The organism is Streptomyces sp. NPDC042364 (assembly GCF_056437585.1).
Genome location: NZ_JBWKAJ010000010.1, coordinates 141090 through 156055, shown reverse-complemented (window position 1 = coordinate 156055; position 14966 = coordinate 141090). Strand labels below are relative to the sequence as shown.

Genomic DNA, 14966 nt, shown 5'->3' with positions numbered 1-14966 from the left:
GACGGTGGGGGGCGTGCGTGGGGACGCGGCCGACGAGCGGTTGCGGCGCTGGCGGCTGGTGCTCGGCGGTGACTCCGCCGACGGCACCGGATGCGCGCTCGGCGGACGGGACGCGGCGATGGACCAGGCGCTGACCGCGCTGTACGGCAAGGGGGACAAGCCGCAGACGGGGCGGGACCGTTCGGCGGGGCTCGGGGCGTCGGCGCCGTCGGTGGCGCGGTGGCTCGGGGACATCCGGACGTACTTCCCCTCCTCCGTCGTCCAGGTCATGCAGCGCGACGCGATCGACCGGCTCGGGCTGTCCACGCTGCTGCTGGAGCCGGAGATGCTGGAGGCGGTGGAAGCCGACGTCCACCTCGTCGGCACCCTCCTCTCCCTCAACAAGGCCATGCCGGAGACGACGAAGGAGACGGCGCGGGCCGTCGTGCGCAAGGTCGTCGAGGACCTGGAGAAGCGGCTCGCCACCCGCACCCGGGCCACCCTCACCGGTGCCCTCGACCGCAGTGCCCGTGTCAGCCGTCCGCGCCACCACGACATCGACTGGAACCGCACGATCGCGGCCAACCTGAAGAACTACCTGCCGGAATACCGCACGGTCGTGCCGGAGCGGCTCATCGGGTACGGGCGGGCCTCGCAGTCGGTGAAGAAAGAGGTCATCCTCTGCATCGACCAGTCGGGGTCGATGGCGGCGTCGGTCGTCTACGCGTCCGTGTTCGGGGCGGTGCTCGCGTCGATGCGGTCCATCAGCACCCGGCTCGTCGTCTTCGACACGGCGGTCGTCGACCTCACCGACCAGCTCGACGACCCCGTCGACGTCCTCTTCGGCACCCAGCTCGGCGGAGGCACGGACATCAACAGGGCGCTGGCGTACTGCCAGTCGCAGATCACCCGGCCCGCGGAGACGGTGGTCGTGCTGATCAGCGACCTCTACGAGGGCGGCATACGCAACGAGATGCTGAAGCGGGTGGCGGCGATGAAGGCGTCCGGGGTGCAGTTCGTGACGCTGCTCGCCCTCTCCGACGAAGGGGCACCGGCGTACGACCGTGAGCACGCGGCGGCCCTCTCCGCCCTCGGCGCACCGGCGTTCGCCTGTACGCCCGACCTCTTCCCCGAGGTGATGGCGGCGGCGATCGAGAAGCGGCCGCTGCCGATACCGGACAGCGCCTGAGGGAGCCTGACCCGTGGGACGCGGTGACAAGGGCGAGGTACCGGACAGGGGTGGTTGAAAGCGGACATGACAGTGCATCGGCGACGTGGGGCTTGCGCGACGGCGGTCGGTCCGTGCGAGGATCGGCAACGCTTCACAGCCTTCATACGGGTGTTCGCATCTCCGCCCCGTACCCCGAAGTACCGCCGCACGGGAGGAACCTCCCCGCTTTGACCCCGACAGCCGCGCTTCCAGGTGCCGGCGCCGCCCTGCGCGGGTTGCGCGGGGCCGCCGGGCGCCGTGTGGTGCGGGTCCTGCTGGTGGTGGGAGGGTTGTTCGTCCTCGGGATTCTCTGCGGGGGACGGGCGAACGCAGCGGAAGACGCGCCCACTTCGACTGCTGTCGGCGCGAGCGCCGTGGATACGCGGCCGGGTGGTAGCGGGCCTGTTGGTGTGGTGGGCGCTCTCACCGACTCGGTCGCCGAAGTCACCGGCGCGGTCGATGACATGGTGCCGCCTGTCCGTGAACACACCGCCGAGCCGGTGCCGCGGGATGCGGAGCGGCCCGTCACGCGGGATGTCGAGCGGCCCGTGACCGAGCACGTCGAGCGGCCGGGCGCCCGGGACGTCGTACAGCCGGTCACCTCCCAAGCGCCTCGGCCGGTCATCGACGAAGCCTCGCGGCCGGTCATCGATGGGATTGCGCGGCCGGTCACGGAGGGCGTGCTGAGGCCGGTCGCCGGGGGCGTCCTGAGCCCCGTCAGCGGGGGCGTCCTGAGCCCCGTCGCCGAGGACGTTCTGCGGCCGGTCGCCGAGGGTGTGGTGCGGCCGGTCGGGGATGTCGCGGAGTCGGTGACCGACGGGTCGGGGGATACGCCGTCCTTCCCACCGGGGGCTCAGATGCCCTCGTGGCCGGGCGGTCCCGGTCTTCCGGGGCTTCCGGAGTTGCCGGAACCGCCTCGGCTGCCCGGGGTACCTGCGTGGCCCGCGTTGCCGGGGGACACGTCACCCGTCGACGTGACGCCTCAGGAGCCGGGCGGGGAGCGGTCCGCGGAGGCCGACCAGGGCGTGGACGGCACCCGTGAGCGGGGAGTCGGTCCCGCTCCCGTCGTGCACGGACCGTTCGCCGGCGATGGTGACCTGGCCGTGGCGGCGCCCCACCGTGACGCCGGGGCAGGGGACGCGCGTGTCGGGCGGACGCCCGGGCCGCAGGGTCCCGACGGTGTGCCCACGGGTGCCCTCGGCGGTCACTCCGCGGGCGACAACGGCGGGCCGCGGCACACCGAGCCCCATGCCGTCACTTCTCTTCACCGGGCGCTGCTGGGCCTCGCGCCCGGCGCCACCGCGGCCGACGCCGCGGACGGGACCCGGGACCGGCACCGGGACATCCCCGAGTTCCCCGGGTAGGGCAGACCGCCCCCGCCGCGCTTGTCGAGCGGGGGCGCGACAGATCCGCCCTCGGTCCGGAACGTCCCTCCCCTTCCCGGAGGCCCGGACGAAGCCCCTCGGAACCGGTACCGCGACCCGTCGCAGCGACGGAGGCGACCACGCCGGGTGCACAGCCGCAGGTCCCCGCAAGGGGACCGCAACGGAAGCGGCGGCACCGGTCACGGTTCCCCACCCGGTTCCCACGACTCGGATTCCCGAAGGAACTGACGTACACATGAACAAGAACATCCGCCGCTCCATCGTCATAGCCGCCGGTGTCACCGGGGCGTGGGCGCTCGGGTCCACCGTCGCCGGCGCGGACGAGCTGTCCGCGTCGGCGGTCACCGTGCCCGACGTGAGCGCCGACACCGCCGACACGGACGCCGCGGGCCCGGTCGCCGACACCCTGCGTACGGCCACCGGCACCGTGGACGGCGCCCTCTCCGAGATCACCGGCAGCGCCTCGGACGTCACCTCGTCCGGCGAGGCCGGCGGCCCGGCCGGGACAGGCGGCGGCGGTCCCACGGCCGGGCCGGCGTCCGACAAGCCGGGCGACATGGTGAGGGCCGTCACCGGCTACCTCTCCCACGTTTCCGATGTCTCCGACGTCTCCGCCAAGGCCGGCAAGACCGCCACCACGCCCGTCGAGGCCGCCGATCAGGCTCGCCGCTATGTCGACGGCACGGTTTCGCACGCCGCCGACAAGGTCACCGGCACGGAGGCCGCGACCACGGAGGCCGCGACCACGGCGTCCGCGGCCACGGCGTCCGCGGCCGGTACGGCCCGGGCGGCGGCCGCCGACCGGCAGAGCCCCGGCGACGAGATCGACTACCTCTTCGGTCCGCTGGCCGCTTTCGCCCCCGAACTGGAGGAGGCGCTCGCCGCCGCCCAGACCAGGCTCCACGGCACCGGCAACGCGGCCCGTGGCATGGCACGACAGAGGACGCACGCCCTGACCACCGGCGCGGAGCGCACGGCAACCGCCGCCCGCTCCACGGCCCACGGCATCGCCGGCGGCGCCCGGACCCGTTTCACGGCGGCGACCGGCGAGGCCCGGTCGCAGGTCACCGGCGCCACGACCGCCGGCCGGTCCGCGGTCGCCGCGGTTCCGGCCCACATCACGGGCCGGGCCGGGGAGGTCCGTACGACTGCCGTCGATGGGGTCGGTACCGCCCGCACCCAGGTGACCTGCGCGGTGGCGGACGCCCATGGCACCGCCATCGGCACGGTCGAGGGACTTCCCCCGGCGGCCACCCGCACGGTCACCCCGGTCGTCGACGAGACCGTCACCGCCGTCGTGCCCCCGGTCGTCGGCGCCGCCGTCGACGGTGCCACCCCCGTGGCGGGCCGTGCCGCCGGTGACATCACGACCCTCACCGGCACGACCACCACCCACACCACCGCAGTGGCGCACGGCGCGGTCGCCGACACCACGTACGTGGCGCACGGCGCGGTCGCCCGAACCGCCGCCATGGCGCGGAGCGTCCTCGCCGAGACCACCGCTCTCGCCGCGCATGCGGTGGCCGCGGGTCACACGCTCGGCCGAGGGGCCGCGGGGGACGCGTCCGAGCTCGCCGGACACATCGTGGCCGACGTGCCGCCGTATGCCTCCGGTGTCGCCGCCCAAGCCGTCGACGGCACGACCGACGCGGTGCTTCCGCCGGTCGTGGGCACCGCCGTGGACGCGATGCTGCCCGTCGCCGGGCAGACGGTCGGGGACGCGGGCGGGGTGGCGTACGGCGTCGCCGGCGACGTGGCGCCGTTCGCGCACGGCGTTGTCGGCGGGGCCGCTCCGTCGGCGACGGAACTGATCGGGAACCAGGTCGCACCGTTCACGCACCGGCTGGTCGCGGACGACGTGGCCGCCTTCGCGACGGAGCAGGTCGCCGAGGGTGCGGCGGGCTTCGCCGGGCAGCTGGTCACCGAGGACGCGGCGCCGTTCGCGGGGCACCTGGTCACAGAGGACGCGCGGCCGTTCGCGGACGGCACGGTGGACGCCGTGCGGCCCTTCGCGGACGGCACCGTCGGTGCCGTACAGCCGGTCGCGGACGCAGCCGTCGGCTACGTCAGCCCCGTGGTCGAAGGTGCCGGCGGGAGCGCGACCCGCCTCGCCGGCGGTGTGGCGGGGGGCACGGCGCCCTTCGCCTACGGCGTGGCGGAGGGCGTGGCGCCCTTCGCGCACGGCGTCGCGGGTGACGTCACGCCCTATGCGCACGGCGTGGCGGGGGACGTGGCGCCCTTCGCCCACGGCGTCGCGGACGACGTCACCCCCTTCGCGCACGGCGTCGCGGGAGAGGCCGGCCCGTTCGCCGGTCAGGCCGCCCGGTTCGCGCAGGACCTCACCGGGACCGTCCGCGCGACCGGTGCCCCGCTGGCCGGCAACGCCGTCACCGGCGCCGATGCCCTCGCCGACGCGGTCGCGCCGCGCTACGTCCCGCGCGGCGTCTGACGGTGCCCGCTGCCACGCGGCGCCCGACGGGGCCTCGCCCCACGCGGAGCCCGGCGGGGTCATGTCCCGCGCGGCCGCCGATCAGGGCGGCCGGGTGAGGACAGCCGGTCCGTAGTTCTCCTCTCCGTAGTTCTCCTCTCCGCCGGTGGAAACCCGGACGGCCGGAAGCCGTCGGTCGGTTCGGGTGGAGACCGGCGGAGGGACGGCGGGTGGTCCTCATCGGGGAGACGATCACCCGCCCCGGGTCCTTCCGAGTCAGGGGGAAGGCCTGGAAAAGGGGCCTCACCGGGCGCACCCCAGTCCGGTGAGGCCCCGCAATCCGGCGCACATGCGGCTCACATCCGGCACGCCGTGCCAGTGAGCGCGGCATCATGTGACAGGTATCACCGCTCAGGTGTGACGCGCGATTTAGGGGGCTCCCGGAACCAGCGATAACCTGCGAGACGGACATGCCGCGCGCTCGGACACCGTGTGCGCCTCCCTTGTGACTCTCGGCGGACGTCACGTTGCCCTTCGCGGCACGCCCACGCATCCAACGAACCGCGATCACTGATAGGGACGGAAGCGCGTGGACCTGTTCGAGTACCAGGCGAGGGACCTCTTCGCCAAGCACGGTGTACCGGTGCTGGCCGGTGAAGTCATCGACACGCCTGAGGCGGCGCGCGAGATCACCGAGCGGCTGGGCGGCAAGTCTGTCGTCAAGGCTCAGGTGAAGGTCGGTGGTCGAGGCAAGGCCGGTGGCGTGAAGCTCGCCGCCACCCCGGACGAGGCCGTCGCCCGTTCGACGGACATCCTCGGCATGGACATCAAGGGCCACACGGTCCACAAGGTCATGATCGCCGAGACCGCTCCGGAGATCGTCGAGGAGTACTACGTCTCCTTCCTCCTCGACCGCACCAACCGCACCTTCCTCTCCATCGCCTCCGTCGAGGGCGGCATGGAGATCGAGGAGGTGGCGGCCACCCGACCCGAGGCCGTCGCCAAGACCCCGATCGACGCCAACGAGGGCGTGACCCCCGAGGTCGCCCGCCGGATCGTCGCGGACGCCAAGTTCCCGGCCGAGGTCGCCGACAAGGTGGCCGACATCCTCGTCACCCTGTGGAAGACCTTCGTCGCCGAGGACGCGCTCCTCGTCGAGGTCAACCCGCTGGCCAAGGTCGCCTCCGGCGAGGTCATCGCCCTCGACGGCAAGGTGTCCCTGGACGAGAACGCCGAGTTCCGTCAGCCCGGGCACGAGGAGCTCCAGGACAAGGCGGCGGCCAACCCGCTGGAGGCCGCGGCCAAGGAGAAGGGCCTCAACTACGTCAAGCTCGACGGCGAGGTCGGCATCATCGGCAACGGCGCGGGTCTCGTCATGAGCACCCTGGACGTCGTCGCGTACGCCGGTGAGGCGCACGGTGGCGTCAAGCCCGCCAACTTCCTCGACATCGGCGGTGGCGCCTCCGCCGCCGTCATGGCCAACGGCCTGGAGATCATCCTCGGCGACCCGGACGTCAAGTCCGTCTTCGTCAACGTCTTCGGCGGCATCACCGCGTGCGACGAGGTCGCCAACGGCATCGTGCAGGCGCTCCAGCTGCTCAAGGACCGGGGCGAGGAAGTCACCAAGCCGCTCGTCGTCCGCCTCGACGGCAACAACGCCGAGCTGGGTCGCAAGATCCTCTCCGACGCCAACCACCCGCTGGTCCAGCGCGTGGACACCATGGACGGCGCGGCCGACAAGGCCGCCGAGCTCGCGGCTGCGAAGTAAGGGACGAGGACACACAGCCATGGCTATCTTCCTCAACAAGGACAGCAAGGTCATCGTCCAGGGCATGACCGGTGCCACGGGCATGAAGCACACCAAGCTCATGCTGGCCGACGGCACGAACATCGTCGGTGGTGTGAACCCGCGCAAGGCGGGCACGACCGTCGACGTCGACGGCACCGAGATCCCGGTCTTCGGCACCGTCGCCGAGGCGATCGAGAAGACGGGCGCGAACGTATCCGTCCTCTTCGTACCGCCGGCCTTCGCCAAGGCCGCCGTCGTCGAGGCCATCGACGCGGAGATCCCCCTCGCGGTCGTCATCACCGAGGGCATCGCGGTGCACGACTCCGCCGCGTTCTACGCGTACGCGGTCGAGAAGGGCAACAAGACCCGCATCATCGGTCCGAACTGCCCCGGCCTGATCACCCCCGGTCAGTCGAACGCCGGCATCATCCCCGGTGACATCACCAAGCCGGGCCGCATCGGTCTCGTGTCGAAGTCCGGCACGCTGACGTACCAGATGATGTACGAGCTCCGTGACATCGGCTTCTCGTCGGCCGTCGGCATCGGTGGCGACCCGGTCATCGGCACCACCCACATCGACGCGCTCGCCGCGTTCGAGGCCGACCCCGACACCGACCTCATCGTGATGATCGGTGAGATCGGCGGCGACGCCGAGGAGCGTGCCGCCGACTTCATCAAGGCGAACGTGAAGAAGCCGGTCGTCGGCTACGTCGCGGGCTTCACCGCGCCCGAGGGCAAGACCATGGGCCACGCCGGCGCCATCGTCTCCGGTTCCTCCGGCACGGCCGCCGCGAAGAAGGAGGCCCTCGAGGCCGCCGGCGTCAAGGTCGGCAAGACCCCGACCGAGACGGCGAAGCTGGCGCGGGAGATCCTGGGCGGCTGAGCCGACGGACATACGGCGCCGGCATCGGCTTCGGCGACATGGCGCTGACCGTCGGCTTCCGTCGATCGGCACCGGCCTTCGCCTCGGCTGAACGTCGGACGGGCCCGCACCCCTGCCGGGGGTGCGGGCCCGTCGTGTTTCCCGTGACCGGCCCAGGGGCGGTCACGGTACGTGGCCATGGCGCCGGGCGGCTCGTCCGCCGGCTCATCCGGCTTCCGGGTGCAGTCGCTCGGGCCCTGCGGCCTGCGCTGCCCTGAGCTTGGCCCGAAGCTTGAGCTGCGCGTCGGAGAGGGCGCCCGGGACCGCTTTCGGGGGGACTCCGCGGACGGGGGCACCCGGCGGGACCGGGGGTTCGTAGCGGTCGGGGGCCGTGCGGAGGGTCAGGGCGATGGCGGTGAGGAGCACGCTGGTGAAGACGACGGCCGCGTGGATCCAGCGCCGGGCGCGCAGATCGGCCCTGGTGCGCAGCGCGATCGGCGTGGTGGAGCGGGGCCGGACGTCTGCCGACGACTCGCTCAGCAGCCGGTGCAGCTCCTCGGGCGCCACCTCTTCCGGGAGGCCCGCCAGGACGGCCGTGCGCGCGTACTGCACACGCCCCGCCGTCGCCGGGGTGCTCGCCTCCGTCTCGGCTGCCGTCTCCGGCAGGTTCAGCCCCAGCCCGTCGTAGAGGACCAGGGTGCGGCGGTACGGGGAAGGCAGCTTCTGCAGTTCGGCCAGCAGGGCGCGGCCGCTCGGTTCCGACGGTTCCGACGCTTCCGGCTCGGGGCCGCGGAACCGGCCGGTGAGACGCGGGAGCAGCCGGTGCCAGGGCGAGAGGGCGCATTCGTGGGCCATCGCGCGCACCCACCCGGCCGGGTCCGGGTCGACGGCCACCTCCGGCCATTGCTGCCAGGCCAGCTGGAAGGCGCGCTCGACCGCGTCGCGGGCCTGCCGACAGCTCCCGGTGAGCAGATACGTCTGCTGCACGAGGGTGGGAGCACAGGACGTGTAGAGGGCGTCGAAGGCCTGCGCGGGCGTCAGAGGCGGGGGAGCGAGCGCCGGATCAGCGGAGGCCTCCGCGTCCGTGCGGTGGGGTTGCTCATACCACTCGGCGTCGGCCGGGCCGAGTGCCGCCCCGGCCGCCGTCCCGGCCGCCGCCCGGGCCTCGATCGGCGCCCCGGTATCACCCGGTGCCTCCGCCTCGCCCTGCGCTTCGGCGACAGCTTCGGCGACGTCCGGTGCCTCCGCACCGGACCCGGCATCACCCGCATCAGCCGCGGACCCGTCCTCGGTCTCGTGAGTGCGATCGGCGGTCCGGATCCGGGACGCGGGCGGGGACCCCGCTTCGGCCGGGGCCTTGGCCCTGGTCATCGGTGGCCCTCGCGCGCGGAACCCCGATGAGAACGCTGTAGGGCGGTTCTCCGGTGCCGCTGCGGAGCCATTCTGCGTACAAAAAAGCACATAAGCATATATTGGGCGACACGTGCGCAAAGCACCTGTTACGTGAGCACATCGTGTGTCGTTGGGAGCATGGCGGACGTGACGCATGCGACCGACCCGACCGACCCGTCCGCCGTACCGGGCCGCCCCACCTGGCGCGGCCGGTCCGCGCCGCCCCCGTTCTCCCCGGCCGGCACGCCGCCGCGGTCCGCGCTGTCGCCGCTGCCCGGCCCGACCCGCTTCCGGCCGCCCAGACTGGTCGCCGGGACGCTGGGCGGCATCCTGGCGGCGGTGCTCGGCCTCGGGGCGTTCGCCATGCTGGTGACATTGCTGTGGATCAGCTCGCCGTACCCGGACAGCGGGCCGGGCGGGGCGATGCGCGTGGCGGCGGCACTGTGGCTGCTGTCCCACGGGGTGGAACTGATCCGGACGGACACGCTCTCGGGCGCCCCCGCCCCCGTCGGCCTCGTCCCGCTGCTGCTGCTCGTCCTGCCGCTGCTCCTGTTGTACCGCTCGGGTCGCGACCAGGCGGGGGACGGCCTCGGCGCGAGCGCCCGTGCGACATGGGCGGGGCTCGTCGCGGGCTACACGGCCGTCGGCGGGGCGGTCACGCTGTACGCCACGGGTGGTGCGCTGCGGCCCTCATGGGTGTGGGCGGCGGTGTGCGTACCGACGCTCGCGGCGCTCGCGGCGGGCACGGGGGTGTGGACGGCGTACGGGCGCCCCCGGCTGCCGCTGCCCGCGACCCTCGGGGGCACGCTGGAGACGGAAGGGCGGCGTCAGCTGCTGACCGCCGCGGGACGGGCCGCCGGAGCGGGCGCGCTGGTGCTGGTCGGTGGCGGGGCGCTGCTGGTGGCGGTGGCCCTGGTGGCGCACGGTGACGCGGTCCGTGCCTCGTTCCCGCAGCTCACCGAGGGGTGGTCGGGTCGTTTCGCCGTACTGATGCTCTGCGTGGCCCTGGTGCCGAACGCGGCGGTGTGGGCGGCGGCCTATGCGCTGGGCCCGGGCTTCGTCCTGGGTGCCGGGCACGGCGTGGGGCCTCTGACGGCGCCGCCTCCGGAGACTCTGCTGCCTCCGTTCCCGTTGCTCGCGGCGGTGCCGACGGGGAGCGGTACGCCGTTGATCTGGGCGGTGGGGGTGGTGCCCCTGGCCGCCGGGGTGACCGTGGGCCGGTTCACGGGGGCGCGGGCCGCTGCGGACCGCGCCGCCCCGTGGTCCGTGGGCCGCACCGCCGCCGCGACCCTTGTCGCCGCCGGACTGTGCGCCGCGGCCGTCGCCCTGCTCACCCTCCTCGCCGGCGGCCCCCTCGGAGTCGCCGCGCTCACCCACGTCGGCCCCCTCTGGTGGCAGACCGGTGGAGCGACCGGCGCCTGGGTGGCCACCGTCGCCCTGCCCATCGCCCTGGCCTCGCGCTGGTGGCGCACCCGAGGACGCGAGACCGACACGGACACGGACACGGGCACGGACGAGTACACGTCCGCGTACGTGTACTCCTACGCGGACACCGTGCCCCGGTCCACCGGGGAGCGGACCGGCGGGGGAGGCGGCCCGTTCCGACGCGAGGGGGCGGTCGTGGAGGCGGAGGGGGGCGGGAGGAGTCAGCCGGGCGTGGCCCGGAAACGGGGGAGGGGCCCGGCGGAGGCGCTTCGTGGGTGGTGGGCGACGAGGCGGGGATTGCTTTCGCGAAAGCCGAAGCCGGTCGTCCCCGTCCCGGATCCGGATGCCCCGGGCGCGTCGACGAAGACGCCGGGCGGCCTTGCCCGTGAACCGGGGGCGGCTCTCGACCGTGAACCGGCGGCCGCGGTGCCCGGCGCGTCTCCGCGCGGATGGGAGGAGGCGCCGGATGCCGCGGCCCCGGGCGAGCGCTTCGCGGAGCCGGCCTCGGCCGCACTGGCGTCCACGGCCGAGGTCGGTGCGGACTTCTCCCTGCCCGAAGGACCTGCCACGGGCGGCGGCCCGGCCCCGGTTCACCCCGACCGGTATCCCACGGACGCGCCCTCCGCCGCCCCACCGCAAGCGCAGCCGAACCCCTCCACCAGCCGACGGCGAGGGTGGTTCCGAGCGGGGGCCGTCCCGCTGACCTCGTGGTTCTCCCGCTCGCGGTTCGCCAGGCCGACCCGGCCCCCGGTCCCCGAGCCGTCGCCGTCCCCTCTCGACCAGGGCGACGACTCGGCGAGCCCGAAGGCACCGGGCCAAGCCCTCTGACGCCCGGAGCCTTCGGCGCGCCGCTGCGCACCACGCCGCCGCGCATCGCGGGCCCGAAACGGACCCGCCGCGTTCGCGTCGGCGTTCGCCCCCGTGTCTACTGCGCGCTGCCCAGCATGTCCCGGACCGGGCCCTCCGGGAGCAGTTCCTTGCAGGACTTCTCGGAGGCCGTGGTGAGGGCGTCGTTGACGCAGGTGTAGTAGTCCCGGTAGACGAACTGGGTCGTGAACGTGGCGAGGACGACGGTGAGAGCCAGGGAGGCTGTCACGAGGCCGCTGATGGCCGCCGTCCGCTGAGGGCGGCCGTTCACCTCGGGGCGGGCCGGCGCACTCGGATCCGGTGTCCGCGGCTTGGTGCGCAGCGCGCTGATCGCCCAGTACAGGGCGAGCGAGCCGAGCAGCAGCGCCACATACGGCCAGGCGAAGAGCGCGAAGAAGAAGGCCCACATGCCGGAGAGCAACGCGTACCGCGCGCGACGCTGGGCGGGGTCGGCCGGGTCCCAGCGCATTCCGGCGCCCGGGCCGCCGTCGGGGCCCTGCCCCGGACCGCCGGGGCCACCCGGGCCCTGCGCACCTGGACGCTCGCCGAAAGGGCCACCGCTGGAGCGGCCGGGCTGCCGGTCGCTCCACTGACTGCCCCACGGCGAACTGCCACCCCCGCCGTGACCGCCTCCATGGTCACCGTCGGAGCCCTGGCCGCCCGCGGGCCGCCGTGGCTGCCACGGCCGATCGGGCGCACCCTCCGGCGGCGGGGCGAACGGATTGTCCTCGGCGGGTTTCGAGGAACCGCCGGCACCCGCGGACCCCGGGGAACCGGCGGACCCCGACGACCCCGGCTGCCCGGGCCGCTCGGCGGCGTCCTCGCTCTCGCGCGGAGGCGTGGGAGAGGAGCTCCGCTCGCGCAGCAGGAGCGAAGGAAGGCGGAGGCTGCGGTCCGGCATCTGGAGTGCGTCTTCCCCTTGGTGGATACGGCGGTTGATACGACGGTGGACACGGTCGTGGACAGGGCGGCGGCGACGGCGTCGGCGGCGTCGGCTGAACACGGTGCTGAGCGTGCTGGGTCCGGCGGTGGATCCGGCTGGTACGGCATGAGCTGTCACTTCGTGAACGCCCCGCACACCGACCGCGTTCCCGACCGCTTTCCCGGGCCCGCTCCTCGCAGACGCTACCTTCCGGCCACGCCCCCGTCCCACGGGGGCCGCCGGGTGTGCCGGTATCGTTGCTGACGGTCGGCCGGTTCGTAGACTTCCCCGTATCGCGGGACGTGAAGCATTCGTATGAATGCACAAGTACGGGTCCGGCGGACCGGATCGCTCCGCACGACCGTGGAGCGACCCCAGGAACCCGTGCGCACCCGCACGGAACCAGAACCGCAGAAAGGGTCCCACCGTGGCCGCCAAGCCCGTGGCCAAGCGCCTCGTCGTGCTGGTATCCGGATCCGGCACCAACCTCCAGGCGCTGCTCGACGCCATCGCGGCGACCGGCGTCGAGGCCTACGGCGCCGAGATCGTGGCCGTCGGGGCCGACCGCGGCGGCATCGAGGGGCTCGCCCGGGCCGAGCGCGCCGGGCTGCCGACGTTCGTCTGCCGCGTCAAGGACAACGGCACCCGCGAGGAGTGGGACGCGGCGCTCGCCGAGGCCGTCGCCGCGTACGAGCCCGACCTGGTCGTCTCCGCCGGGTTCATGAAGATCGTGGGCAAGGAGTTCCTCGCCCGGTTCGGCGGGCGGTTCGTCAACACCCACCCCGCCCTCCTGCCCAGTTTTCCCGGAGCCCACGGTGTGCGTGACGCGCTCGCGTACGGCGCCAAGGTCACCGGCTGCACCGTCCACTTCGTCGACGACGGCGTCGACACCGGGCCGATCATCGCGCAGGGCGTGGTGGAGGTCCGGGACGAGGACGACGAGAGCGCTCTGCACGAGCGCATCAAGGAAGTCGAGCGAAGGCTGCTCGTCGATGTCGTGGGGCGGCTCGCCCGCAACGGCTATCGCATTGAGGGACGAAAGGTAGTTATCCAGTGACCGCCGACAGCACTGTCACGGCCGAGAGCGCCAAGCGGGCCATCCGTCGCGCGCTCGTCAGCGTCTACGACAAGACCGGGCTCGAGGAGCTCGCCCGTGGCCTGCACGAGGCGGGCGTGGAGCTCGTCTCCACCGGGTCGACCGCCGGGCGCATCGCCGCCGCGGGCGTCCCCGTCACCAAGGTCGAGGAGCTGACCGGCTTCCCCGAGTGCCTGGACGGCCGGGTCAAGACGCTGCACCCCAAGGTGCACGCGGGAATCCTCGCCGACCTCCGTCTGGAGGACCACCGGCGGCAGCTCGCCGAACTGGGCGTGGAGCCGTTCGACCTGGTCGTCGTGAACCTGTACCCGTTCCGCGAGACCGTCGCCTCCGGCGCCACCCCCGACGAGTGCGTGGAGCAGATCGACATCGGCGGCCCGTCGATGGTGCGCGCGGCGGCCAAGAACCACCCCTCGGTCGCGGTGGTCACCAGCCCGGCCCGGTACGCGGACGTCCTGACGGCCGTCAAGGACGGCGGGTTCGACCTCGCCGCCCGCAAGCGGCTCGCCGCCGAGGCCTTCCGGCACACCGCCGAGTACGACATCGCCGTCTCCTCCTGGTTCGCCTCGGCCTACGCGCCGGCCGACGACTCGCCGTTCCCCGAGTTCATGGCCGCCGCCCTGGAGCGCAAGAGCACCCTGCGCTACGGCGAGAACCCGCACCAGCCCGCGGCCCTCTACGTCGACGGCACGGGCACCGGTCTCGCCGAGGCAGAGCAGCTGCACGGCAAGGAGATGTCGTACAACAACTACACGGACACGGACGCCGCCCGCCGTGCCGCGTACGACCACGACGAGCCCTGCGTCGCGATCATCAAGCACGCCAACCCCTGTGGCATCGCGATCGGCGCGGACGTCGCCGAGGCGCACCGCAAGGCGCACGCCTGCGACCCGCTGTCCGCGTTCGGCGGGGTCATCGCCGTCAACCGGCCGGTCAGCAAGGAGATGGCGGAGCAGGTCGCCGAGATCTTCACCGAGGTCATCGTCGCGCCCGACTACGAGGAGGGCGCCCTCGACGCCCTCGCCAAGAAGAAGAACATCCGCGTGCTGAAGGCGCCGGCCGCGCCCTCCCACCCCGCCGAGGTCAAGCCGATCGACGGCGGTGCCCTCCTCCAGGTGACGGACCGGCTCCAGGCCGACGGCGACGACCCGGCCAACTGGACGCTCGCGACCGGCGAGGCCCTCTCCGCCGAGGAACTGGCGGAGCTGGCCTTCGCCTGGCGGGCCTGCCGCGCCGTCAAGTCCAACGCGATCCTCCTCGCCAAGGACGGTGCCTCGGTCGGCGTCGGCATGGGCCAGGTCAACCGTGTGGACTCCGCGAAGCTCGCCGTCGAGCGGGCCGGCGCCGAGCGCGCGCGGGGCTCGTACGCCGCCTCCGACGCCTTCTTCCCGTTCCCGGACGGGCTGGAGATCCTCACCGAGGCCGGCGTCAAGGCGGTCGTCCAGCCCGGCGGCTCGGTCCGCGACGAGCAGGTCGTCGAGGCCGCCCGGAAGGCGGGCGTCACCATGTACTTCACGGGGACGCGGCACTTCTTCCACTGAGCCGGGCCCGTCGGCCCCGCCAGGTCCGCCGGCGGGGTCCTCGACCCGGTAGCGCACGCGGGGCGCCGCT

At 73.5% G+C, this 14966-nt stretch carries 10 protein-coding genes; 8 read left to right on the top strand and 2 right to left on the bottom strand.

The window, feature by feature from the left end; all coding sequences use genetic code 11:
• Positions 1–13 precede the first annotated feature (13 nt).
• The 5 genes from AC067N_RS21605 to sucD all read left to right on the top strand — a co-directional run bounded on the left by AC067N_RS21605 (position 14) and on the right by sucD (position 7674).
• Positions 14–1168 carry a vWA domain-containing protein gene (locus tag AC067N_RS21605; RefSeq protein WP_478680500.1) on the top strand — a complete coding sequence of 385 codons (1155 nt, stop codon included), beginning with the start codon at positions 14–16 and terminating at the stop codon, positions 1166–1168.
• 995 nt (positions 1169–2163) lie between these two features.
• Positions 2164–2553 carry a hypothetical protein gene (locus AC067N_RS21600; RefSeq protein WP_478680499.1) on the top strand — a complete coding sequence of 130 codons (390 nt, stop codon included), beginning with the start codon at positions 2164–2166 and terminating at the stop codon, positions 2551–2553.
• 256 nt (positions 2554–2809) lie between these two features.
• Positions 2810–5023 (top strand): hypothetical protein, encoded by a 2214-nt coding sequence (locus AC067N_RS21595; RefSeq protein WP_478680498.1) that lies wholly within the window; start codon positions 2810–2812, stop codon positions 5021–5023.
• Positions 5024–5591: 568 nt separating this feature from the next.
• On the top strand, positions 5592–6770 hold the full coding sequence (gene sucC / locus AC067N_RS21590; RefSeq protein ID WP_478680497.1) for an ADP-forming succinate--CoA ligase subunit beta: 1179 nt from the start codon (positions 5592–5594) through the stop codon (positions 6768–6770).
• A gap of 19 nt (positions 6771–6789) precedes the next feature.
• The gene (gene sucD, locus AC067N_RS21585; RefSeq protein ID WP_055523184.1) at positions 6790–7674 is read left to right on the top strand and encodes a succinate--CoA ligase subunit alpha; all 885 of its coding nucleotides are present in this window, start codon (positions 6790–6792) and stop codon (positions 7672–7674) included.
• Positions 7675–7878: 204 nt separating this feature from the next.
• Here the strand turns inward: sucD and AC067N_RS21580 are convergent, their stop codons facing one another.
• Positions 7879–9024, bottom strand: a complete 1146-nt coding sequence (locus AC067N_RS21580) for an RNA polymerase sigma factor (protein ID WP_478680496.1) — start codon at positions 9022–9024, stop codon at positions 7879–7881.
• 282 nt (positions 9025–9306) lie between these two features.
• Between AC067N_RS21580 and AC067N_RS21575 the strand changes: the two genes are divergently transcribed.
• Positions 9307–11298, top strand: a complete 1992-nt coding sequence (locus AC067N_RS21575; RefSeq protein WP_478680631.1) for a cell division protein PerM — start codon at positions 9307–9309, stop codon at positions 11296–11298.
• Between the two features lie 97 nt (positions 11299–11395).
• Here the strand turns inward: AC067N_RS21575 and AC067N_RS21570 are convergent, their stop codons facing one another.
• Positions 11396–12238, bottom strand: a complete 843-nt coding sequence (locus AC067N_RS21570) for a hypothetical protein (RefSeq protein ID WP_478680495.1) — start codon at positions 12236–12238, stop codon at positions 11396–11398.
• A gap of 448 nt (positions 12239–12686) precedes the next feature.
• On the opposite strand from AC067N_RS21570, the gene purN reads away from it, so the two are divergent.
• On the top strand, positions 12687–13316 hold the full coding sequence (purN, locus tag AC067N_RS21565; RefSeq protein WP_478680494.1) for a phosphoribosylglycinamide formyltransferase: 630 nt from the start codon (positions 12687–12689) through the stop codon (positions 13314–13316).
• The gene (purH, locus tag AC067N_RS21560; protein ID WP_478680493.1) at positions 13313–14896 is read left to right on the top strand and encodes a bifunctional phosphoribosylaminoimidazolecarboxamide formyltransferase/IMP cyclohydrolase; all 1584 of its coding nucleotides are present in this window, start codon (positions 13313–13315) and stop codon (positions 14894–14896) included. Before purN ends, purH begins: the two co-directional genes overlap by 4 nt.
• Positions 14897–14966: the final 70 nt, after the last annotated feature.